The 25,385-nt window shown below is 69.6% G+C and carries 28 protein-coding genes, 2 tRNA genes, 1 other RNA gene and 1 pseudogene; 21 read left to right on the top strand and 11 right to left on the bottom strand.

Annotated elements, in window-relative coordinates; genetic code table 11:
• Positions 1–48: 48 nt before the first annotated feature.
• Positions 49–222, bottom strand: a complete 174-nt coding sequence (locus O7610_RS24370) for a hypothetical protein (protein WP_289211967.1) — start codon at positions 220–222, stop codon at positions 49–51.
• Positions 223–750: 528 nt separating this feature from the next.
• On the opposite strand from O7610_RS24370, the gene O7610_RS24375 reads away from it, so the two are divergent.
• Positions 751–1,233, top strand: a complete 483-nt coding sequence (locus tag O7610_RS24375; protein ID WP_289211968.1) for a hypothetical protein — start codon at positions 751–753, stop codon at positions 1,231–1,233.
• 278 nt (positions 1,234–1,511) lie between these two features.
• Here O7610_RS24375 and O7610_RS24380 read toward each other — a convergent pair whose 3' ends face one another.
• Positions 1,512–1,703, bottom strand: coding sequence for a hypothetical protein (locus O7610_RS24380; protein ID WP_278172106.1), 192 nt, complete (start codon positions 1,701–1,703; stop codon positions 1,512–1,514).
• A 95-nt stretch (positions 1,704–1,798) separates the two neighbouring features.
• On the opposite strand from O7610_RS24380, the gene O7610_RS24385 reads away from it, so the two are divergent.
• The 3 genes from O7610_RS24385 to O7610_RS24395 all read left to right on the top strand — a co-directional run bounded on the left by O7610_RS24385 (position 1,799) and on the right by O7610_RS24395 (position 2,737).
• On the top strand, positions 1,799–2,029 hold the full coding sequence (locus O7610_RS24385; RefSeq protein ID WP_289211969.1) for a hypothetical protein: 231 nt from the start codon (positions 1,799–1,801) through the stop codon (positions 2,027–2,029).
• Positions 2,030–2,172: 143 nt separating this feature from the next.
• Positions 2,173–2,469 (top strand): hypothetical protein, encoded by a 297-nt coding sequence (locus tag O7610_RS24390; protein WP_289211970.1) that lies wholly within the window; start codon positions 2,173–2,175, stop codon positions 2,467–2,469.
• A 28-nt stretch (positions 2,470–2,497) separates the two neighbouring features.
• A complete protein-coding gene (locus O7610_RS24395) occupies positions 2,498–2,737 on the top strand; it encodes a hypothetical protein (protein ID WP_289211971.1) in 240 nt (79 codons plus the stop codon).
• A 111-nt stretch (positions 2,738–2,848) separates the two neighbouring features.
• Here the strand turns inward: O7610_RS24395 and O7610_RS24400 are convergent.
• Positions 2,849–2,933, bottom strand: a tRNA-Ser gene (locus O7610_RS24400).
• A gap of 87 nt (positions 2,934–3,020) precedes the next feature.
• Here O7610_RS24400 and ffs point away from each other — a divergent pair.
• The 9 genes from ffs (at position 3,021) to O7610_RS24445 (ending at position 12,834) form a co-directional block, all read left to right on the top strand.
• An RNA gene (gene ffs / locus O7610_RS24405) (signal recognition particle sRNA small type) lies at positions 3,021–3,111 on the top strand.
• 110 nt (positions 3,112–3,221) lie between these two features.
• Positions 3,222–5,606, top strand: a complete 2,385-nt coding sequence (locus O7610_RS24410) for a DNA polymerase III subunit gamma and tau (protein WP_281555791.1) — start codon at positions 3,222–3,224, stop codon at positions 5,604–5,606.
• Between the two features lie 138 nt (positions 5,607–5,744).
• A complete protein-coding gene (locus tag O7610_RS24415; RefSeq protein ID WP_281555792.1) occupies positions 5,745–6,053 on the top strand; it encodes a YbaB/EbfC family nucleoid-associated protein in 309 nt (102 codons plus the stop codon).
• 10 nt (positions 6,054–6,063) lie between these two features.
• A complete protein-coding gene (gene recR, locus O7610_RS24420; RefSeq protein ID WP_123603876.1) occupies positions 6,064–6,657 on the top strand; it encodes a recombination mediator RecR in 594 nt (197 codons plus the stop codon).
• A gap of 238 nt (positions 6,658–6,895) precedes the next feature.
• A complete protein-coding gene (locus O7610_RS24425) occupies positions 6,896–8,557 on the top strand; it encodes an ABC transporter substrate-binding protein (RefSeq protein WP_281567162.1) in 1,662 nt (553 codons plus the stop codon).
• Positions 8,558–8,695: 138 nt separating this feature from the next.
• Positions 8,696–9,700, top strand: a complete 1,005-nt coding sequence (locus O7610_RS24430) for an ABC transporter permease (protein ID WP_278172097.1) — start codon at positions 8,696–8,698, stop codon at positions 9,698–9,700.
• 73 nt (positions 9,701–9,773) lie between these two features.
• A complete protein-coding gene (locus O7610_RS24435; protein WP_475049363.1) occupies positions 9,774–10,745 on the top strand; it encodes an ABC transporter permease in 972 nt (323 codons plus the stop codon).
• Positions 10,746–10,748: 3 nt separating this feature from the next.
• A complete protein-coding gene (locus tag O7610_RS24440; protein ID WP_281552756.1) occupies positions 10,749–11,750 on the top strand; it encodes an ABC transporter ATP-binding protein in 1,002 nt (333 codons plus the stop codon).
• Positions 11,743–12,834 carry an ABC transporter ATP-binding protein gene (locus O7610_RS24445; protein ID WP_281567161.1) on the top strand — a complete coding sequence of 364 codons (1,092 nt, stop codon included), beginning with the start codon at positions 11,743–11,745 and terminating at the stop codon, positions 12,832–12,834. Before O7610_RS24440 ends, O7610_RS24445 begins: the two co-directional genes overlap by 8 nt.
• 48 nt (positions 12,835–12,882) lie before the next feature.
• Here O7610_RS24445 and O7610_RS24450 read toward each other — a convergent pair.
• The 4 genes and pseudogenes from O7610_RS24450 to O7610_RS24465 all read right to left on the bottom strand — a co-directional run.
• A pseudogene (locus O7610_RS24450) lies at positions 12,883–13,125 on the bottom strand (hypothetical protein); the annotation flags it as partial.
• A gap of 98 nt (positions 13,126–13,223) precedes the next feature.
• Positions 13,224–13,934: an HNH endonuclease family protein gene (locus O7610_RS24455; protein ID WP_475049359.1), complete on the bottom strand. Its 711-nt coding sequence runs from the start codon at positions 13,932–13,934 to the stop codon at positions 13,224–13,226.
• A 113-nt stretch (positions 13,935–14,047) separates the two neighbouring features.
• Positions 14,048–15,745, bottom strand: coding sequence for a 2-isopropylmalate synthase (gene leuA / locus O7610_RS24460; RefSeq protein WP_289213680.1), 1,698 nt, complete (start codon positions 15,743–15,745; stop codon positions 14,048–14,050).
• Between the two features lie 488 nt (positions 15,746–16,233).
• Positions 16,234–17,022 (bottom strand): hypothetical protein, encoded by a 789-nt coding sequence (locus O7610_RS24465; RefSeq protein ID WP_281552758.1) that lies wholly within the window; start codon positions 17,020–17,022, stop codon positions 16,234–16,236.
• A 329-nt stretch (positions 17,023–17,351) separates the two neighbouring features.
• Here O7610_RS24465 and O7610_RS24470 point away from each other — a divergent pair, with 329 nt between their 5' ends.
• The 3 genes from O7610_RS24470 (at position 17,352) to O7610_RS24480 (ending at position 20,786) form a co-directional block, all read left to right on the top strand.
• Complete coding sequence (locus O7610_RS24470; RefSeq protein ID WP_281552759.1) at positions 17,352–18,617, top strand: aspartate kinase; 1,266 nt, start codon at positions 17,352–17,354, stop codon at positions 18,615–18,617.
• 6 nt (positions 18,618–18,623) lie between these two features.
• Positions 18,624–19,703: an aspartate-semialdehyde dehydrogenase gene (locus O7610_RS24475; RefSeq protein ID WP_281552760.1), complete on the top strand. Its 1,080-nt coding sequence runs from the start codon at positions 18,624–18,626 to the stop codon at positions 19,701–19,703.
• A 189-nt stretch (positions 19,704–19,892) separates the two neighbouring features.
• On the top strand, positions 19,893–20,786 hold the full coding sequence (locus O7610_RS24480) for a DUF3800 domain-containing protein (RefSeq protein WP_281552761.1): 894 nt from the start codon (positions 19,893–19,895) through the stop codon (positions 20,784–20,786).
• A 65-nt stretch (positions 20,787–20,851) separates the two neighbouring features.
• Here the strand turns inward: O7610_RS24480 and O7610_RS24485 are convergent, their stop codons facing one another.
• From O7610_RS24485 to O7610_RS24495, 3 genes are all read right to left on the bottom strand, one after another.
• On the bottom strand, positions 20,852–21,856 hold the full coding sequence (locus O7610_RS24485; protein WP_502959050.1) for an NsdA family TPR-like regulatory protein: 1,005 nt from the start codon (positions 21,854–21,856) through the stop codon (positions 20,852–20,854).
• Between the two features lie 16 nt (positions 21,857–21,872).
• On the bottom strand, positions 21,873–23,105 hold the full coding sequence (locus O7610_RS24490) for an IS110 family RNA-guided transposase (RefSeq protein WP_281551456.1): 1,233 nt from the start codon (positions 23,103–23,105) through the stop codon (positions 21,873–21,875).
• Positions 23,106–23,334: 229 nt separating this feature from the next.
• On the bottom strand, positions 23,335–23,760 hold the full coding sequence (locus tag O7610_RS24495; RefSeq protein ID WP_289211973.1) for an NsdA family TPR-like regulatory protein: 426 nt from the start codon (positions 23,758–23,760) through the stop codon (positions 23,335–23,337).
• 266 nt (positions 23,761–24,026) lie between these two features.
• On the opposite strand from O7610_RS24495, the gene O7610_RS24500 reads away from it, so the two are divergent.
• The 5 genes from O7610_RS24500 to O7610_RS24520 are packed head-to-tail and all read left to right on the top strand — an operon-like array spanning position 24,027 to position 25,191.
• Positions 24,027–24,347, top strand: coding sequence for a DivIVA domain-containing protein (locus tag O7610_RS24500; protein WP_281552763.1), 321 nt, complete (start codon positions 24,027–24,029; stop codon positions 24,345–24,347).
• A complete protein-coding gene (locus tag O7610_RS24505; RefSeq protein ID WP_281552764.1) occupies positions 24,344–24,586 on the top strand; it encodes a hypothetical protein in 243 nt (80 codons plus the stop codon). Before O7610_RS24500 ends, O7610_RS24505 begins: the two co-directional genes overlap by 4 nt.
• Positions 24,579–24,782: a hypothetical protein gene (locus tag O7610_RS24510; protein ID WP_281552765.1), complete on the top strand. Its 204-nt coding sequence runs from the start codon at positions 24,579–24,581 to the stop codon at positions 24,780–24,782. Before O7610_RS24505 ends, O7610_RS24510 begins: the two co-directional genes overlap by 8 nt.
• Complete coding sequence (locus O7610_RS24515) at positions 24,779–24,994, top strand: flavin reductase (protein WP_281552766.1); 216 nt, start codon at positions 24,779–24,781, stop codon at positions 24,992–24,994. Before O7610_RS24510 ends, O7610_RS24515 begins: the two co-directional genes overlap by 4 nt.
• Positions 24,994–25,191, top strand: a complete 198-nt coding sequence (locus tag O7610_RS24520; RefSeq protein WP_475049348.1) for a hypothetical protein — start codon at positions 24,994–24,996, stop codon at positions 25,189–25,191. The genes O7610_RS24515 and O7610_RS24520 overlap by 1 nt, the downstream gene beginning before the upstream one ends.
• An 87-nt stretch (positions 25,192–25,278) precedes the next feature.
• On the opposite strand, the gene O7610_RS24525 is transcribed toward O7610_RS24520, so the two are convergent.
• Positions 25,279–25,355 (bottom strand) — tRNA-Pro (locus O7610_RS24525).
• Positions 25,356–25,385: the final 30 nt, after the last annotated feature.

A 25,385-nucleotide genomic window follows, 5' to 3' on the forward strand; every position in this document is an offset into this window, starting at 1 on the left:
CATCCGGAGCGGGACTGGAGGGCCGCTCCGGGTCCGCGCTGGACGATGCTAGAAATGGATCATGGATCGGATGCCTTGGCGTGCGTCGGCGTCGGCCATCGCCTCGTTCACGTCGTGCAGTGGCCTGCTGCTGGTGATGATCTCCTCGCTGCGCAGGGTGCCCCGTATCGCCAGATCGGCGTAGCGCGGGATGTCGAAGCGGGTGCGCACCGATCCCATCACGGTGCCGGTGATCCCGCGACCGTGCCGCAACAGGGCCGCTGGCAGGCGAAGGATTCGATCCGTACGGCTCCTCACCACGACCACCCACTTTCGGCCTCGGTCGTGAGCAGCCGCAGCGCGGACAACAACGGCGACGCGTTCCGGACGGTCATCGCGATGCTGCGGTCACCGTCCTGGATGTGGAGATAGGTCTCGCACGGCCATGGCGCGACAGCCTGCGTCAGATACGCCTCACCGGCCTGCGGCGCGAGGGCTATCGCTGTGGTCAGATCGAGACGGACCGGTGCCGACCGGTGCTGCCCTGCGGTAGCGGGACGGTAGCTGTTGCCGGACAGCGCAGCCGCGTCAGCTGTGCATCGGGCGCGGTCACACCAGGCGGGATGCCGCTGGTCAGGACTGGTTTCGGTAGATCCAAAATTCTTCTGGCTTCTTACGCTCACTGACTACCGTGAAGAGTCAATGCGCTCGCGGCTTGCAGCGAATGCGCGAACTTCTGCCCGACGACGTGGCCATAGGGGGGCGAAGCCAGTGAACGAATCTGACCTGACCTCAGCGTTCATCGAGGTCCGAGCGGCCGCCGCGCCGCCGCACCAGCTGACCCCACAAGCCCTGATCGCCGCCGGGCAGCGGGCACGCCGCCGCCGTCGGATCGCCGCGACGGCCGGCAGCGGACTGGCCGTGCTCGTGGTCGTGACGCTCGGCATCGGCACGGTGAACGCGTTGTCGTCCGGTCGGCACGAGGCTCCGATCGAACCGGGCTACTCGTCGCCGACCGCCGTACCGGAGCAGCCGGCGACCGCCCCGCCGGTCCCGCCCTCCACTCCGGCACCGGACCGCCCGCCGACGTCGACCCCGTCTACCCCGCCTCGCTCGCCGGCCTCGGCCCCTCCTGACCCGGCGATCGATGTCTCTTCGTCGGCGGACCCGGCACTGCCGGTGGAAGTGGAGCCGGGTGTCTCGTCAACGGCGGAGGAGCCACTGGCCGACCCGCCGAGCGCGTTGCCTCGCTGACCCTGCGGACAACTCCGCCGACGCTGAGGCCAACAACCGAAACGAAGAGCGCGAAGCCGTGATCCACAGCGTCTCTTCGACTCGACACGCCGGGGCCTGATCAGCTGGAGTGCTGTGGATCATGGTGCGCGCCGCTGGCTGTCGGAGCGTCGTAGGCGGGCTAAGTGGGCGAGGTGCCGCTGCGGCGTGCTCGTGGTTGACCCGCATGGCGCAGGTCCAACTCGGCAGCTATAGCTGGCCGATGTCAGCACATGGCCGACCACGTACGTCGGGAACCGCTAAAGCGCTTCTTCTTGAAACGGCCGGTTCTGTTTGATCCAGGCGACGACCTCTTCGCGTGCCCAGATCCGGCCGACGGTGAGCGTATCGAGCGGCTTCGGGAAGTCTGGCCGGTTGACGATGGTCTGGGTGCGCTGACGGCTGATGCCACCCATGAGCGCCTGAATCTCGCCCAAAGCCACCAGTCTCATGCCGCGAACGCTACGCTGTCAAGCTTAGCAATGGCAGCAACTTGTACCCGTTGCTATCGTTGACATGTTTGATGATCGTGGGCCACTCTTGAGGCATGACGCCGATGGATCAGGATCGCTGGATCGAGTCGGGTCCGAACGCCCAGGACGCCGATGTCACCCGAGAGTGCGAAGTCGATGAAGCGGCCGAGGTGGGTCTCACGCTGCGGTGGAGTTTCGAGGACCTGAAGGCCGAGCACGGTGAGGCCGGCGCCCGACGGATCCTCGCTGAGGTCCTTGCCCGGTGGCAGGCCAACGGCGGAGAGCCGGTGGCGTTCGACGACTGACGACGCGTGACCGATCGGAAACGTCTTCCCTTGTGAGAGGAATCCATCGATGTGGGATGTCGGGGCGCTGTTCAGTGCGGCGTTGCTGGGCTTCTGCGCCGGGCTGTGGTCGTTCAAGGTCAAGTCGCGGTGGTGTCCGGACTGTGGGCGTACGACGTATCCGTTGGCGGATCGGCGTGGCGGGTAGTCGGCTGCTCCGTACGCCCGAGCCGAGGCCGGGTGACGTCCTGGTGGTCGGTGGTGAGGCCAGCGTGCAGTTCGCTGGTGAGCGCAGGCTGAGGTTCCGGGTCATCTCGGTGGACCCCAAGCCGACGTACGAGGGCTGGCTCTGGGTCACGGGTTACGTGATCGACAAATCCGGCGATGCCGCCGAGCGGCGGGAGATATTCGTGCAACGCCAGGGACTTTTTCGACTGCCCCGGCGCGGAGAACAACCTTGAAGTGGAGAGACTTGAAGTGGAGAGAGCAGTGATTGTCGAGATGTTTCGTGAGCTGGTGGTGCGGTGGCGGGAGCGGCGGGACGGGCGGTCGGCTGCGTCGAAGCGGCTGGCCAGGCTGGCCCGGGAGCGTGCGGCGGCCCGGGAGCGGCGGTTGGACGGCAACCGTGGGCATCGGTGGTCGTCGGAGCCGACGATGCTCACGCCGACGCTGCGTCCGCTGATGACCTACGGTCAGCTGCTCGGCTACCGCGTACCGGCAGGGTCGTGACCTGACCCGGCAGCCGAGTCAGATGCTGAACTACAGACGAAGAGTTGCGCGAACGCCGCTGGCCGGTCCCCTCAGAGGGACCGGCCAACGGCGTTGTGGCTGCTCAGTGAGCGGAGGATACGAGATTCGAACTCGTGAGGGTGTGAACCCAACACGCTTTCCAAGCGTGCGCCCTAGGCCTCTAGGCGAATCCTCCGCACGACACGATACAGGCTGCGGACGTGGCGGTCAGCACGGGCCGGGGTCGCCGACGGCCGCCCACCGCCCGGGGTACAGTGGGGCCAACCCCTCGTGCGGCGTGCATCTCGTGAACCTCCCCAGGGCCGGAAGGCAGCAAGGATAAGCGAGCTCTGGCGGGTGCACGGGGGGCCCTTTCGTCTCCGGGGCCGGCCGGGGGACCTGCCCCGGGGTGGCGGTCGCCGGCCCGCCCGCGCAGAATGGCTCCCGGCGTGGAACCCTGCCTGGTCGGAAGGAGGCGGTGAGGGTGGCACTGGCGCTCTACCGCAAGTACCGGCCGAGGACGTTCGCCGAGGTCATCGGCCAGGAGCACGTCACCGAGCCGTTGTCGCAGGCGTTGCGGACCGGGCGACTCAACCACGCGTACCTCTTCTCCGGGCCGCGCGGTTGCGGCAAGACCTCCAGCGCCCGAATCCTGGCCCGCTCGCTCAACTGCGAGCAGGGACCGACGCCGGAGCCGTGCGGCAAGTGCGACTCCTGCCGCGCCCTGGCTGCCGACGGCAGCGGCTCGATCGACGTCATCGAGATCGACGCGGCCAGCCACGGCGGCGTCGACGACGCCCGTGAGCTGCGCGAACGCGCCTTCTTCGCGCCGGCCAGCAGCCGGTTCAAGATCTACGTCATCGACGAGGCGCACATGGTCTCGTCGGCCGGCTTCAACGCGCTGCTCAAGCTGGTCGAGGAGCCGCCGGACTATGTCAAGTTCATCTTCGCCACCACCGAGCCGGAGAAGGTCCTCGGCACGATCAAGTCGCGGACCCACCACTACCCGTTCCGGCTGATCCCGCCGGGGGTGCTGCGGCCGTACCTGGAGCAGCTCTGCTCCGCCGAGGGTGTCAAGGTCGACCCGGCGGTCTTCCCGCTGGTGGTGCGGGCCGGCGGCGGCAGCGCCCGGGACAGCCTGTCGGTGCTCGACCAGTTGATCGCCGGTGCCGGCCCGGAGGGGGTCAGCTACCCACGGGCGGTGGCCCTGCTCGGCGTCACCGACAGCGCCCTGCTGGACGAGATGTGTGACGCCCTCGCCGCCGGTGACGGTGCCGCCGCCTACGCAACCGTCGACCGGGTCGCCGAGGCCGGGCACGACCCCCGCCGGTTCGCCTCCGACCTGTTGGAGCGGTTGCGGGACCTGATCGTGCTGCAGCAGGTGCCGGACGCGGTCAGCAAAGGGCTGATCGACGGGCCACCCGACCAGATCGACCGGATGACCGCCCAGGCCGAGCGGCTCGGCCCGGCGACGCTGTCGCGGTGCGCCGACACGGTGCACAACGGCCTGGTGGAGATGCGCGGCACCACCGCGCCACGGCTGCTGCTGGAGCTGGTCTGCGCTCGGATGCTGCTGCCCGGGGCCGAGGAGTCGACGGGGGCGCTGCTGCAGCGGATGGAGCGGATGGAGCGTCGGCTGGCAGCCGGCGTACCGGTGGCTGCCGCTGCTGCTGCACCGGTGACCGTCGCTCCCGCCGCCGCGCCGACCGCCGGCACCGCCGTGGCACCGGCCGGACCGCCGGCCGCGACGCCCGCCGCTGCCGTGCCGGCTGCGCCGCCGGCGGTTGAGCGGCCACCGGCCGCCGCGCCGGCCGTACCGCCGGAAGCGGTGATGCCCGACCCGGCCGTCGCCGAGCCGCAGCCGGCCCCGGCCGCGCCGGGCGCCCTCGACGCGGCAACCGTCCGGCGGTCCTGGGACCAGATCCTCGCCATGGTCGGCAACCGGAGCAAGCGAGCCGCCGCGGTGGTCCGCGAGGCGACGGTACGCGACGTCGACGGCGACGTGCTGGTGCTGACCTTCCGGCACAGCGTGCACGCCACCATGCTGTCCGCCTCGCCGGACCTGCTGCTCGAAGCCGTCTACGAGACGCTCGGGGTCCGGTGGCAGATCCGCTGCGAGACCGCCGGTGCGGCGTCCGGTCCGGCCCGGGCCAGCGCCGCCCGGTCGGGCCCGGCGTCACCCGCCGCCGGTCCACCTGCCAACGGTCCGGCCACCGCTGGCCCGCCGGCCGCCACCCGGTCGGCGGCGGCCAGCGCCGCCCGCGCGGCGGCTTCGGGCGGCGGGGCTGCCGGCCGGCCGGGTGCGAGTCGCCCGGGTGGTCGCCAGCCGGCCGGCGGCGGTGACGACTCCGACTGGCCCGAACCGGCCCGACCGGGCGGCGGCGACGCCCCGCCGGTGAACGACGGCCCGTCCGGTAGTGGCCCACCGCCGGGTGGCACCCGGCAGGCCGCTGACGGTGCCCGGCCGGGCGGTGGGGGCGCGTCCACCGGCCCTGGGTCGGAACAACGGTCGGCACCGACGCAACAGAACGGCCCGGCGCGGCAGAACGGCCCGGCGTCGCGGTCGGTCGGTCGGCCGGCGAGCGCCGCGGCCGGTCGGGGAGCGTCGTCGGCGGGGGGCGGTGCCTGGGCCGACGGGTCGTCCGCCGAGGAGCCGCCGTACGACCCGGACTACGACGGTCCGGTCCGGCCCGGTGCCGCGTCCGGTCCGCCGCGCGGCCCCGTCTATGAGGGCTTCGACCCGGGCGACGAGCCGCTGGACGAAGTGGTGGACGAGCAGACCGCCCGGCAGAGCAGCGAGGAACAGGCGATGCAGTTGCTGCGCCAGGCGCTCGGTGCGGAGAAGATCGGCGAGATCGATTCGCGGTGACTTGAGGCCGATTCGTGGCGACCAGGTGTGCGGCTTCCGTGCCGGGCGCTGCGGATCCGGCGGGACGGACTAGGCTGGCCACGGTCCGGCCACACTGATCGAAGGAGCGGTGCCGTGCGCCCCGGTGGACAGCCCAACATGCAGCAGATGCTGAAGCAGGCGCAGAAGATGCAGCAGCAGATGGCGACCGCCCAGGCTGAGCTGGCTGAGGCGGAGGTCACCGGTGTGGCCGGCGGAGGGCTGGTCACGGCGACCCTTTCCGGCGTCGGCGAGATCCGGTCAATCAAGATCGACCCCAGTGCGGTGGACCCGGCGGACGTGGAGACGCTGGAGGATCTGGTGCTGGCCGCGGTCCGCAACGGCAACGACGAGGTCCGCAAGCTGACCGAGGAGAAGATGGGCCCGGTCACGGGCGGCCTCGGCGGTCTCGGACTACCCGGGTTCTGAGCCGCCGCAGATGTACGAAGGCGCTATCCAGGACCTGATCGACGAGCTGGGCCGGCTGCCCGGCGTGGGGCCGAAGAGCGCCCAGCGGATCGCGTTCCACATTCTCTCCGCCGACCCGGCGGACGTCACCCGGCTGGCCACCGCGCTGCGCCGGGTCAAGGATCTGGTCAAGTTCTGCACGGTGTGTTTCAACGTGGCCGAGACCGAGCACTGCCGGATCTGCCGCGACCAGCGGCGCAGTGACGACGTGCTGTGTGTGGTCGAGGAGCCGAAGGACGTCGTGGCGATCGAGCGCACCGGTGAGTTCCGGGGGCGCTACCACGTGCTCGGTGGGGCGATCAATCCGTTGGAGGGGGTCGGCCCGGACAACCTGCGGATCCGGGAGCTGATGCTGCGGTTGGGTTCGGGGACGGTCAAGGAGCTGATCCTGGCCACCGACCCGAACACCGAGGGTGAGGCGACCGCGACCTATCTGGCGCTGATGGTGAAGCCGATGGGGATCGCGGTGTCCCGGTTGGCCAGTGGTCTGCCGGTCGGCGGCGACCTGGAGTACGCCGACGAGATCACCCTGGGCCGGGCGTTCGAAGGCCGGCGTTCGGTCTGACACCGGGCCGGCGAAACACACGAAACATGTAACAACTTGGTATAGCTCAATCTCGGACATATCTGGCCTATCATCGGCGCTGTAGGGTTCGATCGTCGTTGACGGGACAGTTAAGACACGATCCGGTACCAACCGCGTTCCGGCTGGTTTCCGGTCGCGCCGAACGCCGGCTAAGGTCTCGCCATCGGTGACCCCCGTCACTACGTTGTCCGTACCCAAAGGACGAGGTGAAGCACCCATGCGTGCACCCAGGCCGAAGGCCGCCATCGCGGCCGTCGCGGTCGCGGCGCTGGCCCTAGCCGGCTGCGCCGAGAGCGAGCGTGACGACTCCGGCGACTCCAGCGATGCCACCCTGGTCTTCGGCGTAGCCGGCGACCCGAAGGTCCTCGACCCCAGCTTCGCCAGCGACGGCGAATCGCTGCGGGTGGCCCGGCAGATGTTCGAGACCCTGGTCCGTCCCGAAGAGGGCGGTACGGCGATCACACCCGGTCTGGCCGAGAGCTGGACCCCGGACGAGTCCGGTACCGTTTGGACGTTCAAGCTGAAGTCCGGCGTCAAGTTCCACGACGGCACCGACTTCAACGCCGAGGCGGTCTGTGTCAACTTCGACCGCTGGTACAACGCGACCGGCCTGATGCAGAGCCCCGACGTCACCGCCTACTGGCAGGACGTGATGGGCGGCTTCGCCAACAACGAGAGCGAAGACCTGCCGGAGAGCCTGTTCGAGTCGTGCACCGTGGTCGACGACACCACCGTCGACCTGGCCTTCACCCGGGTCTCCAGCAAGATCCCGGCGGCCCTGATGCTGCCGTCGTTCTCCATCCACTCGCCGGCCGCGCTGGAGGAGCACAACGCCAGCGACGTGACCGGCAGCGCCGACGACATCTCCTACCCGGCGTACGCGTTGGAGCACCCCACCGGCACCGGGCCGTTCAAGTTCGACAGCTGGGACATCGCCAACAAGACCCTCACCCTGGTCCGCAACGAGGACTACGCCGGTGAGAAGGCGAAGGTCAAGACGCTGATCTTCCGGACCATCTCCGACGAGAACGCCCGCAAGCAGGAGCTGCGCAACGGCGGCATCCAGGGCTACGACCTGGTCGGCCCGGCCGACGTGCAGCCGCTCAAGGACGACGGCTTCAACGTGCTCACCCGCCCGGCGTTCAACGTCCTCTACCTGGCGATGAACCAGCAGGGCAACCCGGCACTGGCCGACATCCGGGTCCGGCAGGCGATCGCCCACGCGCTGAACCGTCAGGCGCTGGTCGACTCGAAGATGCCGCCGGGGGCCGAGGTCGCCACCCAGTTCGTCCCGCCGACCGTCGAGGGCTGGAACTCCGACGTCACCACCTACGACTACGACGTGGCGAAGGCCAAGGAGCTGCTGGCCGAGGCCGGCCACTCGGACCTGGCGCTGCGGTTCCACTACCCGACCGAGGTCACCCGGCCGTACATGCCGAACCCGAAGGACATCTTCGAGCTGCTCGCCGCCGACCTGCGGGAGGCCGGGATCACCGTCGAACCGATCCCGCTGAAGTGGTCGCCGGACTACCTCAACGCCACCACCTCCGGCAACGCGCACGACCTGCACCTGCTCGGCTGGACCGGTGACTACGGCGACGCCTACAACTTCATCGGTACGTTCTTCGACCGGCCGAAGGACGAATGGGGCTACGACAACCCGGACCTGTTCGCCAAGTTCGCCGAGGCCGACGGCACCGCCGACATCGAGGCCCGCTACGAGCTGTACCAGGGCATCAACGCCGACATCATGGAGTTCCTGCCGGGTGTGCCGGTCTCGCACTCCCCGCCGGCGATCGTCTTCGCCGAGGACGTGATCGGGGTGCAGGCCAGCCCGCTCACCGACGAGCGGTTCGCCACCGCCGAGTTCAAGTCCTGAATCCACGAGTGGACCAGCGAGATCCACGAGTGAACTAGCGAACGGAACGAGGGCGGGCGTCAGCCGCCACCCGGGCCACCAGTCCGGGTGGCGGCGGCGCCCGCCCACGCGACCCTCCACACCCCCTGCCGAGGCACCGTGTTCCGCTTCATCGTCCGACGACTGCTCCAACTCGTACCCACGCTGTTCGGTCTCTCCCTGCTGCTGTTCATCTGGCTGCACCGACTGCCCGGCGGCCCGGAGTCCGCGATCCTCGGTGAACGCGGCACCCCGGAGATGCGCGCGGCGATCCGCCGCAACCTCGGGCTCGACGAGCCGATCCTGATCCAGTACGGCCGGTTCATGAAGCGGCTGCTGCAGTTCGACCTCGGCACCTCGATCTCCACCAAACGTGAGGTCACCACCGAGTTCCTGCAACGCTTCCCGGGCACCGTGGAGCTGACCGCCGCCGCCATGCTGATCGCGATCGGCGTCGGCATTCCGCTCGGCTACCTGGCCGCCCGCCGCCGCGGCACCCTGCTCGACCACGGATCGGTGGTCGGCTCGCTGATCGGCATCTGCGTCCCGGTCTTCTTCCTCGCGTACGTGCTGAAGGCGATCTTCGCGGTGAACCTCGGCTGGTTCCCGTCCAGTGGCCGGCAGGACCCCCGCATCGACGCCACCCGGGTGACAAACTTCTTCGTCCTGGACGGACTGCTGACCCGGGAGTGGGACGCCTCGCTCAACGCGCTGTGGCACCTGGTGCTGCCAGGGTTGGCGCTGGCCAGCATTCCGCTGGCGATCATCGTCCGGATCACCCGGGCCAGCGTGCTGGAGGTGCTCGGCGAGGACTTCGTCCGTACCGCCCAGGCCAAGGGCCTGACCGGCCGGGTGATCCGCCGCCGGCACGTGCTGCGCAACGCGATGCTGCCGGTGGCCACCAGCATCGGCCTGCTCACCGGTGGGCTGCTCTCCGGTGCGGTGCTCACCGAGACCGTGTTCGCCTTCGGCGGCATCGGCGCCTTCGTCGCCGACGCCATCAGTCAGCGGGACTACCCCGTACTGCAGGGTTTCATCCTGATCATCGCGTTGGTCTACGTACTGGTGAACCTGCTGGTGGACATCTCCTACACCTTCATCGACCCGAGGGTGCGGGTCCGGTGAGCGGGCGGCTGGCCGGTACGGGTGAACAGGACTGCGGCGAGCGTGGCCCGCAGCCGCGGACGGAGGCGGCCCGATGAGTGACATCCTGAGCCCGGGACGGAAGAAGGCGAAGCTCGACCGGCTCGCCGAGCTGTCCGCCGCGCACGACGACGAACGCGGGGTCAGCCTCTGGCAGGAGGCGTTCCGCCGGCTGCGCCGCAACCCGGCGGCGATCGTCGGCACCGTCATCCTCGGCGTCTTCCTGCTGGTCGCCCTGGTCGGCCCGTTCCTGGTGCCGTACGACCCGGCGGCGCAGCTGTGGAAGGACGAGATCCGCGAGGCGCAGGCCTTCTACCCGGGCCCGCGTGCGGAGAACTGGTTCGGCGTGGACCATCTCGGCCGCGACGAGTTCAGCCGGATGATCGTCGGTGCCCGGCAGACCCTGCTGGTCGGCGTCGTCGCCACCCTGATCGGGCTGACCGTCGGCACGCTGATCGGTGGGCTGGCCGGTGCCGCCGCCGGCCTCGGCGGACGGTGGGGCCGCTGGGTGGACACCGTACTGATGCGGATCGTCGACATGCTGCTGGCGCTGCCCAGCCTGCTGCTGGCGATCAGCATCGCGGCGCTGCTCGGGGCCAGCCTGACCACCGTCATGATCGCGGTCGGGATGGTCTCGGTGCCGATCTTCGCCCGGCTGCTGCGCGGCTCGATGCTCGCCCAGTCGAACAGCGACTACGTCCTCGCCGCCACCTCCCTGGGGGTACGGCGAAGCAAGGTGGCGCTGACGCACATCCTGCCGAACTCGCTCGCCCCGGTGATCGTGCAGTCCACGCTCACCCTGGCCACCGCGATCATCGAGGTGGCCGCGCTGTCGTTCCTGGGGCTGGGCAACCCGGACGCGTCGATCCCGGAATGGGGGGTGATGCTGGCCGACGCGCAGCGCTACCTGGACGCCGCGCCCCGGCTGGCGATCCTGCCCGCGCTGGGCATCATCATCACCGCGTTGGGCTTCACCCTGCTGGGCGAGGCGATGCGCGAAGCCCTCGACCCGAAACTGCGGAAGTGAGCCATGGCGCTGCTCGACGTGGATGAACTGGCGGTCACCTTCGCCCGGCGGGGGCAGCGGACCGTGCACGCCGTCGACGGGGTGTCCTTCTCGGTCGACGCCGGTGAGGTGACCGGGCTGGTCGGCGAGTCCGGCTGCGGCAAGAGCGTCACCTCGCTGGCGATCATGGGGTTGCTGCCGGCCGGCAAGGGCGTGCGGGTCCAGGGCAAGGCCGCGTTCGACGGCACCGACCTGCTGCAGCTCGATCCCCGGGCGATGCGGGACGTACGGGGCCGCGACGTGGCGATGATCTTCCAGGATCCGCTCTCCTCACTGAACCCGGTGGTGCCGATCGGGGTGCAGGTCACCGAGGTGCTGGTCCGGCACCGGGGAATGCGCGGCGAGGCCGCCCGGCTCGAAGCCGAGCACCTGCTGGACCGGGTCGGCATCCCGGACCCCACCCGCCGGTTGAAGGAGTACCCGCACCAGCTCTCCGGCGGGATGCGGCAGCGGGCGCTGATCGCGATGGCGGTCGCCTGCCAACCCCGGTTGCTGATCGCCGACGAGCCGACGACCGCGCTGGACGTGACGATCCAGGCGCAGATCCTGGAACTGCTCAAGGACCTGGTCCGCGAGTCCGGCACCGCACTGGTGATGATCACCCACGATCTGGGGGTGGTGGCCGGCATGTGCGACACGATCAACGTGCTGTACGGCGGCCGGGTGGTCGAGACGGCCCGCCGCCGGCCCCTGTTCGCGGCACCGCGCCACCCGTACACGGTGGGTCTGCTCGGCTCGATTCCCCGGCTCGACGCGGGCCACGGCCGGCGGCTGCGGCCCATCCCCGGCTCGGTCCGGGACCTGCTGCCCTGGCCGGACGGCTGCGCCTTTGCGCCGCGCTGCGCCCGCCAGGTGGACGCCTGCCTCGGCACCGCGCCGCAGCTGCGCCGGGAGCCGGACGGGCACGCGTTCCGCTGTGTCAATCCGCCCGAGACCGACGACACGGGGGAGGCCGCCGGTGAATGAGCCACTGGTCGAGGTCCGCGACCTCAAGGTGCACTTTCCGATCACCCGGGGCGTCCTGCTGGATCGGGTCGTCGGGCACGTCCGGGCGGTCGACGGGGTGGACCTGCGGATCGCCCGGGGCGAGACGTACGGCCTGGTGGGCGAGTCGGGCTGCGGCAAGTCGACGCTCGGCCGGGCCATCCTGCAGCTGACCCCGCCGACCGGCGGCGAAGTGGTCTTCGACGGGGTGACGTTGAACCGGCTGCCGGCGGCCAAACTCCGCACCATGCGCCGCCGCTTCCAGATGATCTTCCAGGACCCGATGTCCAGCCTGGACCCGCGGCAGAACGTCGAGTCGATCCTGGTCGAAGGACTGCAGGCGCACGACATCGGTGCCGACCGCACCGAGCGCCGGCGGATCGTCGGCGAAGCGCTCGACGCGGTCGGCCTGCCCCGCTGGGCGCTGTCCCGCTACCCGCACGAGTTCTCCGGCGGCCAACGGCAACGGATCGGCATCGCCCGGGCGCTGGTCCTCGGCCCGGAGCTGATCGTCGCCGACGAACCGGTCTCCGCCCTGGACGTGTCGATCCAGGCCCAGGTGATCAACCTGCTGGACGAGCTGCAGATCGAACGCGGCCTCACCTACCTGGTGATCGCCCACGACCTGGCGGTGGTCCGCCACATCTCGGACACCATCGGGGTCATGTACCTCGGCGCGCTGGTCGAGGAGGCACCCGGGGACCAGCTCTACCGCGAGCCGCTGCACCCGTACACCCGGGCGTTGCTGTCCGCCGTGCCGGTGCCGGACCCGGAGGTGGAGGACCGCCGGGAGCGGATCCTGCTGGCCGGGGACCTGCCGTCGCCGGCGAACCCGCCGGCCGGCTGCCGGTTCCACACCCGGTGCCCGTGGGCGCAGCCGACCCGCTGCGCCGACGAGCGGCCGGTGCTGCGCGAGATTGGCCCGTCCCGGGTGGCCTGCCACTGGGCCGAGCAGATCGCCGCCGGGTCGCTGCGCCCACACCGGACGAGTCCGGAAGCAGTCGCCCCCGCCGGTGCCGTCTCCGCGCCGGCCACCGTCTCCGCCCCGCACGAACCGCTGCCGTAGCTGTCCGGGCCCTCGCGCGAGCCGCTGCCGTCCGGGTCGACCGCAGGTTCAACCGTCCGGGCGGTGCAGCAGGCCGACCGCGATGGCGTGTACGGCGTCCAGGCCGGCCGGGTCGGCCAGGTCGGCCCGGCCGCCGGTCACCACGTACCACTCCGCGGCATCCTTGTACTGCACGCGGAGGGTGACCTGGCCGGCGGCGAACTCGGTGCGCAGCGTCAACTCGCCGGTGATCACACCGACCTCGTCGGTCATCACCCCGCCCGGCCCGGCGACGATGTCCCGGGTGCGGCTCGACTCCACCGGCTCGCCCATGGTCAGCTCCTGTCGTCTCGTCGTCGGCAGCCCGTACCGCCGTCACCGACCGGTCGTTGTCCGGGGACCGGTCGCGGTCACGGACAGGTCGCCAGCATGTCGGCCAGCGCCGCCTTCTCCGGCTCCGTGACCGACAGCTCCCAGTAGTGCTTGACGGTGATCCAGTCCTGGGCGTACTGGCACCAGTAGTCCCGGTTCGGCGGCTTCCACTGCGACGGGTCCTGGTCACCCTTTGCCCGGTTGGTCGACGCGGAAACCGCGATCAGCTGCGGGCGGTCCAGGTCGTTGGCGAACTCGCGGCGCTGGTCGTCGTCCCACTCGTCGGCACCGGAGCGCCAGGCGTTGGCCAGCGGGACGATGTGGTCGATGTCGAGGTCGCCGGGGTCGGTGAAGGACTCGCCGTCGAACGCGCTGAGCCACTGCCCGCCGACCACGTTGCAGCCGTCCAGTTCGATCGCCGTGCCGTCGCGTTCCAGCACGGTGTCCCGGACATCGCAGTTGCTGCCGGCGGAGCTCCAGTGCGGAAAGTGGTCCCGGCTGTAGCCCCGCATTGAGCCGGCGGACGCCACGGTCAGCTGGTCGAGCAGCGCGGACGCCTGATCAGCGGAGCCGTCGCCGGAGCCGTCCGCCGACCCGTCGGGCGGCGCGGCGGTGGGGGAGCCGAGGGTGATGTCGACGGACTCGCAGCCGGCGGTCGCGACGAGCGCCAGGGCGGCGGCTACCGCGACCGCCGCCCGGCGCGGGTCGAATCGGATGGTCCAGGGACGCTGTCGAAAAGGGGTTCGCACCTGCTTAGCTTGCGGGTGCCCGGCGGTCAGCGCCAGGCACCCGCCGTCCCGGCGTTTCGCCGGAACCATAGTGGATCTTGGCTCGGTGCCGCCGGCTCAGCCGGCGCGCCGGCTCAGCCGGCGCGCCGGCTGCGGTTCACCGCGCTGGTCACCGCCCGCACCGAGGCGATCACGATGTTCGAGTCCAGCCCGACGCCCCAGACCGTACGGTCGCCGACCTCGCACTCCACGTACGCCGCCGCCTGCGCGTCGCCACCGGCGGAGAGCGCGTGCTCGTGGTAGTCCAGCACCCGCACGCCGACGTTCACCGCCTGCAGCGCGTTGACGTACGCGTCGATCGGGCCGTTGCCCGCCGAGTCCAGGGTGTGTCGGACGCCGTCCACCACGACCACCGAGGCCGCCTCCACCTTGCCGTCGACGGTGCTCGTCGCGTACGACTCCAGGGTCACCGCCGGTTCGGTCCGCTGACCTCCGAGGTACTCGTCGGCGAAGATCTCCCACATCCGCTGCGGCTCGATCTCGCCGCCGGAGTCGTCGGTGACCGCCTGCACCACGCCGGAGAACTCGATCTGCAGCCGCCGGGGCAGGTCCAGGTTGTGTTCCTGGCGCATCACGTACGCCACCCCGCCCTTGCCGGACTGCGAGTTGACCCGGATCACCGCCTCGTAGGTGCGCCCCACGTCACGCGGGTCGATCGGCAGGTACGGCACCCCCCACGAGTGGTCGTCGACCTGGACACCGGCCGCGTCGGCGTCGACCGCCAGCGCGTCGAAACCCTTCTTGATGGCATCCTGGTGGGAGCCGGAGAACGCGGTGTAGACCAGGTCCCCGGCGTACGGGTGCCGCTCGTGCACCGGCAGCTGGTTGCAGTACTCGACGGCCCGCTTGATCTCGTCGATCTGGCTGAAGTCGATCTGCGGGTCGACACCCTGGCTGAACAGGTTCAGCCCCAGAGTCACCAGGTCGACGTTGCCGGTGCGTTCCCCGTTGCCGAACAGGCAGCCTTCGATCCGGTCCGCGCCGGCCAGCAGACCCAGCTCGGCGGCGGCCACCGCGGTGCCCCGGTCGTTGTGCGGGTGCAGCGACAGCACGACGCTCTCCCGCCGCGGCAGCCGCCGGTGCATCCACTCGATCGAGTCGGCGTACACGTTGGGGGTGGCCATCTCGACGGTCGCCGGCAGGTTGATGATCAGCGGCCGGTCCGGGGTCGGCGCGATCACGTCGATGACCGCACTGCACACCTCCAGCGCGTAGTCCAGCTCGGTGCCGGTGTACGACTCGGGGGAGTACTCGTAGAAGATGTCGGTGTCCGGGGTGTGGATCTCGGCGTACTTCTGGCACAGCCGCGCCCCGGTGGTGGCGATGTCGGTGATCCCGGCCTTGTCCAGGCCGAAGACCACCCGCCGCTGCAGCACCGACGTCGAGTTGTAGAAGTGCACGATGGCCCGCTTCGCGCCGCGCAGCGACTCGAAGGTCCGGTCGATCAGATGCTCCCGGCACTGGGTCAGCACCTGGATCGTGACGTCGTCGGGGATCAGGTCCTGCTCGATCAGCTGCCGGACGAACTCGAAATCGGTCTGGCTGGCCGCCGGGAAGCCGACCTCGATCTCCTTGTAGCCCATCTGCACCAGCAGCTGGAACATCCGGCGTTTGCGGTCCGGTGACATCGGGTCGATCAGCGCCTGGTTGCCGTCGCGCAGGTCGACGGCGCACCACCGGGGCGGCTGCACGATGCGGCGGGTGGGCCACTGCCGGTCGGGTACGTCGATGGCGAACTGCTGGTGGTAGGGCTGATAGCGCCGGTACGCCATCCGGCTCGGCTGCTGTCGGGCGATCGGATCAGTGGTGACGGGGCCAGCAGCGGGCTGGCCGGTGGGGATCGGGTCGTTGGTGGGCTGGACGTGGACGGACTGGCGTGCTGGGCCGGCGGTTGGCTGTGCCATGGTGCGATCTCCTGGTCTGGGAAGGTCCCGCGCTGTCGCGTCCGCCGACCGTCGCCGGCACCCGGTCCGGGGCGGCCCGCAGGTCCCGGCGACCAGTTGGTCGCGGTCTGCGCGTCGGTACGGGAAGGGCGCCGGCCGGGCCGGTCAGCTGGGCGGCGCGCCCGCACAGGTGCGGCGAGTGGTGCCGGAGCGGCTGGACAGCGTGGGCGCGGATGGGGTCAAGGCGGCGCGAGTCAACTCCGCGACGAGGTGCCGGCCTCGGGGGCCTCGTCGCGGCAGCGAAGGAGAAGCGCCTGCCACATGACAGCTCTCACCCTACGTGATCATCGCGGGTTGGCAAAGCCCAGCTGTGGATGTCAGCCGGTGCCGGCCGTGGATCCGCTGCTCACCGGCGGGGTACCGGCACCGTTCGGCGGCACGCCGGCGGTCACCGGACCCGGCAGCGTGATCGACGGCGGGGCGGTGCCCGGCTGGCCCGCCAGCAGCAGCGTCCCGAGCTCCAAGCGCACGCCGGTGAGGATGCCGTCCGGGCGGTAGCAGTAGATGCCGACGTCCAGCGGCGGCTGCAGCGACGTCGTGGTGGACTCCACGGAGAAACAGGTGCCGTCGACGCCGTCGAGCGGCTCGGTCACCGACACCGCCAGCGGGGCCCGCCGGTCGGCCAGCACCGCACGCCAGCCGGCGAACAGGTGGTGCAGCCGGGGGTCGAGCGCCGGCTCGACCGCGGCGTCCGGGTCGCCCAGCCGGACACAGTACGGCGTCACCGGGTTGGCGGCCGACGGCAGCGCACACCGGAACAGGCCGTCGGCGTTCTGCGCCATCGCGACGTCGCCCGTACCACCCGTGCCGCTCGTACCGCCCGCGCCACCCGGGGCTCCGCCCGGAATGTCCACCCGCCACCCGCCGTCCTCGGCCAGGGTCACCGCCACCGTCCGGTCCGGCCGGCCCGGGGTCTGCAACGTGTAGAACGCCGTCATCCGCAGGTCGCTGGCGGCAGCGGCCGCCGCCGCCAGCTGCGCCCGTGGCTCCGCCGGCGCAGCGCTCCCCGGTGCCGACGGCGACTGCTCGCCGGTCGGCGTGCCCTGCGGCGACGTCACCGGATCGGTCGAATCGCAGCCCAGCAGGGACAACGTGACGAACGCCACGCAGGCCAGCGCGGCAGGCGAGTTTCGTGACGCTACGGGACCCCGGGAATGCATCCGCCCATTCTGCGTACCCGGTCGGGTTTTTCGGCCCGGCGGCCCACGGACACGCTGATTTCCGTCGCCGGCCCGCTGACGAGCTGGGGCCTTTTGGCCCGACGGCGGGGCGTCGGCGTGTCGCGGACCGGGCCGCCCGGACGACCGGCCGCCCCGGACGGACACGGGCGGTGACCGCGCCCGGCCGGATCGTGGGAACGGCTGTCTGCACGGGCTCCGGACGCCGGTACCCTGATGCGGGCAGGTTGGCAGCAGCTGGAGGGGAGTGGACCGCCGTGGCACTGGTGGTGCAGAAGTACGGCGGGTCCTCGGTCGCCGACGCCGAGCGCATCAAACGGGTCGCCGAGCGGATCGTCGCGGCCCGCAAGTCCGGCGACGACGTCGTGGTGGTCGTGTCCGCGATGGGCGACACCACCGACGAACTGCTCGACCTCGCCGGGCAGATCAGCCCGCTGCCGCCCGGCCGGGAGCTGGACATGCTGCTCACCTCCGGCGAGCGGATCTCGATGGCGTTGCTCGCCATGGCCATCCACAACCTGGGCTACGAGGCGCGGTCCTACACCGGCTCGCAGGCCGGTGTGCTGACCACCTCGGTGCACGGCCGGGCCCGGATCATCGACGTCACCCCGGGGCGGCTGCAGGGCGCCCTGGACGAGGGCGCGGTGGCGATCGTGGCTGGTTTCCAGGGCGTGTCCCAGGACACCAAGGACATCACCACGCTGGGCCGCGGCGGTTCGGACACCACGGCGGTGGCGCTCGCCGCCGCGCTGCAGGCCGACGTCTGTGAGATCTACACCGACGTCGACGGGGTGTTCACCGCCGACCCCCGGATCGTGCCGAACGCCCGGCACATCAAGCAGATCACCTACGAGGAGATGCTGGAGCTGGCCGCCTGCGGAGCGAAGGTGCTGCACCTGCGCAGCGTCGAGTACGCCCGCCGGGCCGGTCTGCCGATCCACGTCCGCTCGTCGTACTCGACCAACACCGGCACCATGGTGACCGGATCGATGGAGGATCTTTCCGTGGAGCAAGCACTCATCACCGGAGTCGCCCACGACCGGAGCGAGGCGAAGATCACCATCGTCGGCGTTCCCGACGAGCCGGGTGCCGCCGCCCGCATCTTCGAGACGGTGGCCAACGCGGAGACCAACATCGACATGATCGTGCAGAACGTGTCGACCGAGGGCACCGGCCGCACCGACGTCTCCTTCACCCTGCCGAAGGCCGACGGCCCGACCGCGATGGCGGCGCTGGGCAAGGAACAGGAGCGGATCGCCTTCAAGGGCCTGCTCTACGACGACCACGTTGGCAAGGTGTCGCTGATCGGCGCCGGGATGCGTTCCCACCCGGGCGTGGCCGCCAACTTCTTCGCCGCACTCGCCGAGGCCGGCGTCAACATCGAGATGATCTCCACCTCGGAGATCCGGGTCTCGGTCGTCTGCCGGGACACCGACCTGGATGCGGCGGTACGCGCGGTGCACGCCGCCTTTGACCTCGGCGGTACGGAGGAGGCGGTGGTCTACGCAGGCACCGGCCGGTGAACCCCGGTGCCTGACGCCAGGGCACGCCAGCTGCCCACCCTCGCGGTGCTCGGTGCGACCGGAGCCGTCGGTGCCGTCATGTGCGAACTGCTCACCTCACGGGCCAATGTCTGGGGTGAGATCCGGCTGCTGGCCTCACCCCGCTCCGCCGGGCGGCTGGTGCGTTGCCGGGGCGAGGACCTGCCGGTGCACCAGGTCAGCCCGGAAGCCTTCGACGGGGTCGATGTCGTCATGGTGGACGTGCCGGACGACGTGTCCCGGCAGTGGACACCGGTCGCCACCGGGCGCGGCGCGACCGTGGTCGACAACTCGGGTGCGTTCCGGATGGATCCCGGCGTACCGCTGGTCGTGCCGGAGATCAACGCCGAGCAGGTACGTCGCCGGCCGCGCCGGATCGTCTCCAACGCCAACTGCACCGTCCTGGCCATGATCGTCGCGATCGCCCCGCTGCACCGCGAGTACGGCCTGCGCGAGCTGGTGCTGGCCAGCTACCAGTCGGTCTCCGGCGCCGGGCGGTTCGGTGTGGACCTGCTGCACAGCCAGCTGACCAGGGCGGCCAGCGACCGTACGCTCGGCTCCCGGCCCGGCGACGTACGTCAGGCGGTGGGGGACGACCTCGGCCCGTTCCCGGCCCCGCTGGCGCTCAACGTGGTGCCGTTCACCGGCGAGCTCGCCGACGCCGGCTGGTCCACCGAGGAGCTGAAACTCCGCGACGAGTCCCGCAAGATCCTCGGCCTGCCGGATCTGAAGGTCTCGTCCACCTGTGTGCGGGTGCCGGTGGTGACCGGACATTCGGTCGCCGTACACGCGGTCTTCGGCAGTGAGGTCACCGCGGACGGTGCCCGCGAGGTGCTGCGCAACGCGCCCGGGGTGATCGTGGTCGACGACCCGGCGAACGCCGAGTTCCCGATGCCGATCGACGCGGTCGGCACCGAGCCGTCCTGGGTCGGCCGGATCCGTCGGTCGATGGACGACCCTCGGGCCATCGACTTCTTCGTCACCGGCGACAACCTGCGCAAGGGTTCGGCGCTGAACACCATCCAGATCGCCGAACTGATCGCCCGGGATCTGTCCGCCAGTCGGTGACCGACGCGCTGACGTGCGGCAGACGCTGCCGCGCTGGTCTCAGCTGTGACTGAACGCAGTGTTGAGGTTGCAGCAGCCAGCCGAAGTGTGCTCTACTTGATACAGAACTCTTCTAACGGTGCCTAGGGGAAACCCGAACACCACATCCTAAGGCCGCCTTCGGGCGGCCTTAGCGTTTGAGGGAGAATCTTGCACCTCTGCTACCTCGATGAGTCGGGCGGCTGTGAGCCTCCCAACAGTAGCCCTTCCGCCACGCCTGTAATGGTGCTACTCGGCATGATCCTCGATGCGGCTACCGTCCCGGCTCTGACTCGAGACTTCCTGGATCTCAAGCGACGGCACTTCCCCGGTCGTTTCAGTTCCAGTCGCGCACTTGACCACATTCTGGTCGAGGTGAAGGGTAGTGAGATTCTGCAAATGACCCGCAGTGATTCTCGTAACAAGCGTCGGCAAGCGGATAGATTCCGGACCGAACTTCTGGATCTGGTCGAGGCGCACCATTGCCGGGTTGTTGGTCGCGTCTGGATCAAGGAGCCGACCGCCGGCATGGACGCTGAATCCAGCTACTGTTACGCGGTGCAGGATATTGCCCGTCATTTCGGTCAATACATGCAGCAAGAGGACGAAGTGGGGGTGCTGATCGCTGACGGCCGTAGTCACCAGACCAATCTGCGGGTGGCGCACTCCATCTTTACTCAGAAGTGGCGCACTGGCGGCGACCCGTACGCGAATCTCCGGGAAGTGCCCCTGTTTGCGGCCAGCGACAACCACGCGGGCCTGCAGATCGCGGATCTTCTAGCCTCAACTTTCGTCTTCCCCATGGCTGCGGCAGCCTACTGTACTTCCCGACCCGGATATGTTCATTCTTCTTCCCGGTACAACCAGGTGCGCTCCTCATTCGGGACACGTCTGGGTCAACTCCAGTACCGATACAGAGACGAGACGGGCAAGTGGCGCGGTGGCTTAGTGGTGAGTGATCGAATAGCTCACCAGTCCGGATCACGTCTGTTTCGTCCTGCCTCCCCTGTGCCGTCTACCCGCACTCCTGTGGAGCAGGCTGCGGCTCTGCCCGCCACACCTTGACGGGGGCGCATACGGACGGTGGCGGGTCGGGCGGTACTGCTTGATCCAAAAGATCGTGCATCTGGTCAGGTCCCCGAAGGGATACTCCCATCACGAAGAAGAGCGGCACCGCGCTGATCAAGTTGTTTAGCGAATGAGGGTAGGCGCTGGCCAACGCCACCCAGACGCGCTCGCATGTTCTTCACGGCGGCACGCGCCCGGCCCGACTTGACGCCAGTCATCGCGTCCATGGCCATGTTCCAGTTCGCGGCTGCCTCGCCGAGACGGCCCTGCGCGCACTGCACGTCGCCCAGGTTGGCTAACGTCAGCGTGTGAATACGGCGGTAGACATCTGAGTTTCGAGTCGCAATCGACCGGCGGAGCTGCATCTCGGCGCCCGACATATCTCCCAGATCCCGCAGGGCCTGTCCAGCTTGACTAGCAAGCGAGGTTTCCGTGAAACCGCTGGTCCGAATCCACGGCGGCTCCTCGTCCGGTGCAGATTCCGCAAGGCGCTTCTCGGCAGCAGAGATCGCCGTTGAGGTGCGTGTACGGTCACCTGTTGCCGCGTGACCCCGCGCCACGAGGATTGCGAAAAGAGCAGTGGCGGCCGGGGTGGAGCTTCCCTTCGACCAGCCGAGAGCGGATTCCGCGAGGTTGAGCGCCTGTTGCCCGTGACCGAGATCAACAGCCTGATGAGCCATCGCACGCAGAGTGAACGCTGCAAGTGCGCGGTCGTCGGCTTCATTCGCGAGCCGCAGTGATTGGACGTAGTACCGCTGAGCTAGGCCGTGCAGGGACGAATCAAATGCTTTCCATCCGGCAAGGTAGGTCATCTCCGCAGCCAGGCTGAACATTGCCCTGCGTCCCGAGTCGGACGAGAACCTGCCGCGCAGATAGTCAGCGACATCTGACGAAAGGTATTGAATGACCGCAAGACGGGCGTGGCCGCCGCCGAACCGCTCGTCAGCTCGACTGAACACCGCCAGCATGTCTCGCACGGCGTCAATCTCGCTGCGGCCTACCGCGACCCCACCGCCTTGTGCGCGTCGCCCTCGGTCTGCGACCTCCTGCCAGGACTCGAAAGACATCCCAGGAGCTTGAATGTCAAGCAGCAGCCTTGCTGAGGTGATGCGACCACGCGGTCGCCTCGTCGTAGACGGTGCCGGTCTTCAGGCATCCGTGCAGGATGCCGACGAGCCGGTTGGCGAGTTGGCGCAGCGCGGCGTTGTAGCTGGCGCCGCGGGCACGTTGCCGGTCGTAGTAGGCGCGGGCACCCGGCGAGGCCTTCAACGCGGAGAACGCCTGGGTCATCAGGGCGTCGATGAGCCGGTCGTTGTGGACGAACCGGGCCGCGACGGTCCTCTTCTTCCCGGACGCGCGGGTGATCGGGCTGGTCGCGGCGTAGTTCTTCCGGGCCTTCGCGGTGGCGTAGCGGTCGTGGTCGTCACCGAACTCGGCGAGCACCCGGGCGCCGAGGACGGCACCCAGTCCGGGCTGGGACAGGATGATCTCAGCGTCCGGGTGCCGGCCAAAATGGTCCTCCACCTGCCCTTGCAGGGCCTTGACCTGCTCGTTGAGAGTGACCAGCAGGGCGACCAGGGCGCGCACCGACGCGGCGTAGGCGGTGGTGACCACGGCCGGCTGGCCGAGGTGCTCGGCACGCAGCACCGCCTGGATCGACGCGGCCTTGGCCGCGACGTCACGGCGCCGGGCCCGTTTGAGAGCGGCGCTGATCTGGCTGATACTCAGCCGGGCGGCGCTGGCCGGATCAGGGGCCTTCGCGAGGAGTTGCAGGGTGTCAGCGGCGTCGAGGTCCTCGAACGCCTCCAACGCCGCAGGGAAGTACTCCCGCAGCGCGTGCCGCAGCCGCTGCACAGCACGGGTGCGTTCCCAGATCAGCGTCTTGTGCATCCGGGTGACGACCTTGACCGCCTCGGCGTCCGCCGAGTCTCCGGCCATCGGGCTCAGTTGGTGCGAGTCGGTGCGCACCATGTCGGCCAGCATGTGCGCGTCGGCGGCGTCGCTCTTGGCCCGGGACACCGCCAGACGTTCCCGGTAGCGGGCCGCCTGCAACGGGTTGACCGGGTACACCGTGTACCCGGCGGCGACCAGCGCCTGCACCCACGGGCCCCGATCGGTCTCGATACCGATCTTCACCTGAGCAGCAGCAGCGTCGGCGTCGATGTCGTCGCCGAGCGCCGTGCCGATCATCGCGTGGAGCCTGGTGATGCCGGCGATGCCCTCGGGCAGCCTCGCCTTGGCCAGCCTGCGGCCGGAGGCGTCCATGAGCTCGACGTCGTGGTGGTCCTCCGCCCAGTCATCTCCTATGAACAGCAACGTCTCTCCCGCCTATTGAGTCGATCACCGCTGGTAGCCAGGAGGAGAACCATCAGCGACCTAATGAAGCAGTGCTCACGCCGCGACCGGGCGGGCACGACATCCCATCAGCGATCAACTCTCCACACCGACCAGCCGGGGCACGATCTTTCGTCAGGACTCGACGTCCAGGAACCCGGAGTGCTCACCGGCTGGCGGCTACCTACCCACCAGGAGTTTGCCGGATGGCTCACTCCCAGAACTCATTAGGAACCGCGAGCGCAGCCAGCGAGTACAAGGCTTTGAGCGCGAAAGCTCGTCGCTCCAAGTCGGCCCTCCCGATCGTTACGAGGTTGGTGGCGCAGTCGTCCACCCACCAGTCGAGTCCGCCTAGGTCGGCTTCCAGGCTACCGTCCACGTCGAAGCCAAGGTCGGTCGGTGAGACGAGATGACCGAGTCGACGGCTGACCGCTTCGGCGAGGTAGCGAGGGGTTCGACCACTTGGCCGTACCCCTGCGACCCAGTGGCCGACGTGTGACCGATCGCAGGATCGCAGGTCGTCGTTGTGCTCGCGGGCGATGACTCGAACTGCTGCGGCACAGGCATCGTATGACCACCGGCACGCCTTGATCATCTCCCGCAGTTGCTCGTTGCGTTTCCTCTGCTGCCGTGTCATCCGCAGCCTCCCTGGTCGGACCGGCGTTCAACGCGTTCAACGCGTCCAGTGTCCTCACAGGCTACCGGAGGACGCCGACAATCCGTTTACTACAAACAGGTCCTGCCGCACCGGAGTAGAGCGCGGCGATGATCATTGGATGGCGAACGATTGTGCTTCGCGATTCGAACTACTAATCGGCTCATCCATAGATGCGAGTTGTCGATCAGCGTGGCCTCCCCTGGCTGTTGGCTGAGCGTTTGGTGTCGAGTTCGCGAGGAGAAGTCATGGAGCAGCGGAGCAGGCGGGGGCGGGTGGTGCCTCGGCAGGGCGTACTCGTGGAGCCGTGGCAGGTCAGGGCGGTGCAGTTCGAGACGCGGTGGCGTGGGCTGGACCCGGCGGCGGTGTACGCGTACCTGCGGCAGGTCGCCGATGTGCTGGACCGGCTCACCCGGCAGGCCGCCGTCGACCGGGCCGAGGCCGACCGGCTGCGCGAAGGGCTGCGGCAGTGGCGGCAACGCCACGTCGGCTGCCGCTTCAACGACCCGCCCGCCGGCGTCTACCAGTCGGAGCATCAGCGGCAGACCGGCAACGGAGGCCACTGGTGAGCGACGAACCGCGCTGGACCATCCACCTGCCGACCCGGCTCACTGACATCGAGGCCGCCGCCCGGTTCGCCGCCGCGCTGCGGGACTCGCTGGCCCACCTCGACGTCGTCGACTTCGCCGGCACCACGCTGTCGGCCACCGACCGCCCGTTGCTGCGTACCCGGGTATGGGGTGACGTCGACCCCGACCCGGCCGGCAGCGACCTGGTCAGCGACCGCACCGCGCCGGCCGATGGCTGACCCCGTCCCCCGCCAGGTCGAGATCGATCACCTGACGGAGCTGGTCGACCGGCACGCGCCGCGCGCCGACGGCTGCGCCTGCGGCGACCCGCTCACCGCCGCTGGCCGCTGCTGGCGCACCGAGGTCGCGCTCACCCGGCTGCGCGACCTCGGTGTGCACGTCGCCGCCGTCGACCAGCCGGAGAACGCCGGATGAGCATGCACGTCCCCGTCCGCCCGAGCTGGGTCTGCGCCGGCTGCGGGCATGCCTGGCCGTGCCTCGACAGCCGGCGACAACTCACGATCGAGTACGCCGACGCCCGCGTCTCCCTGTCGGTCTACCTCGCCACCAACATGGTCGAGGCGATGACCGACCTGCCGGCCGGGCACGGCTGCGACCTCTACTGGCGTTTTCTCGGCTGGCTGTGATGTCGATGTCGATTTTGCGCCCCGGCGACGAACCGATGCACTACGACGACGGCTCACACCGCTGGATCCCGCCCGACCCCGACTACGACCAGGAGATCTGGGAGAACCAGGTGCGTGAACACCAACACGAGCATCGCGGGCGTCCGGACCCACCCCCGCCCCGCTACCGCCTCATCCGGCGATCCGCCGCAAGGTGAGAAACTGGACTGCACCAGCCAGGGCGCTCAGACACGCAGTTGGACATGCGAAGGGCCATATCGATGTGATCGACATGGCCCTTGACCTGGTCGGGGTGGCCGGATTTGAACCGACGACCTCTTCGTCCCGAACGAAGCGCGCTACCAAACTGCGCCACACCCCGAGGTCCGCTGGGCAATACTAGCCCACCGGC

The organism is Solwaraspora sp. WMMA2065, from assembly GCF_030345075.1.
GTDB lineage: Bacteria > Actinomycetota > Actinomycetes > Mycobacteriales > Micromonosporaceae > Micromonospora_E.

Bases quoted from the DNA above. Each gene is read 5' to 3' on its own strand.
- O7610_RS24380 (WP_278172106.1), bottom strand. From the start codon at position 1,703: ATGAGACTGGTGGCTTTGGGCGAGATTCAGGCGCTCATGGGTGGCATC.
- O7610_RS24385 (WP_289211969.1), top strand. From the start codon at position 1,799: ATGACGCCGATGGATCAGGATCGCTGGATCGAGTCGGGTCCGAACGCC.
- O7610_RS24415 (WP_281555792.1), top strand. From the start codon at position 5,745: ATGCAGCAGATGCTGAAGCAGGCGCAGAAGATGCAGCAGCAGATGGCG.
- recR (WP_123603876.1), top strand. From the start codon at position 6,064: ATGTACGAAGGCGCTATCCAGGACCTGATCGACGAGCTGGGCCGGCTG.
- O7610_RS24425 (WP_281567162.1), top strand. From the start codon at position 6,896: ATGCGTGCACCCAGGCCGAAGGCCGCCATCGCGGCCGTCGCGGTCGCG.
- O7610_RS24435 (WP_475049363.1), top strand. From the start codon at position 9,774: ATGAGTGACATCCTGAGCCCGGGACGGAAGAAGGCGAAGCTCGACCGG.
- O7610_RS24440 (WP_281552756.1), top strand. From the start codon at position 10,749: ATGGCGCTGCTCGACGTGGATGAACTGGCGGTCACCTTCGCCCGGCGG.
- leuA (WP_289213680.1), bottom strand. From the start codon at position 15,745: ATGGCGTACCGGCGCTATCAGCCCTACCACCAGCAGTTCGCCATCGAC.
- O7610_RS24485 (WP_502959050.1), bottom strand. From the start codon at position 21,856: ATGTCTTTCGAGTCCTGGCAGGAGGTCGCAGACCGAGGGCGACGCGCA.
- O7610_RS24495 (WP_289211973.1), bottom strand. From the start codon at position 23,760: ATGACACGGCAGCAGAGGAAACGCAACGAGCAACTGCGGGAGATGATC.
- O7610_RS24500 (WP_281552763.1), top strand. From the start codon at position 24,027: ATGGAGCAGCGGAGCAGGCGGGGGCGGGTGGTGCCTCGGCAGGGCGTA.
- O7610_RS24510 (WP_281552765.1), top strand. From the start codon at position 24,579: ATGGCTGACCCCGTCCCCCGCCAGGTCGAGATCGATCACCTGACGGAG.
- O7610_RS24515 (WP_281552766.1), top strand. From the start codon at position 24,779: ATGAGCATGCACGTCCCCGTCCGCCCGAGCTGGGTCTGCGCCGGCTGC.
- O7610_RS24520 (WP_475049348.1), top strand. From the start codon at position 24,994: ATGTCGATGTCGATTTTGCGCCCCGGCGACGAACCGATGCACTACGAC.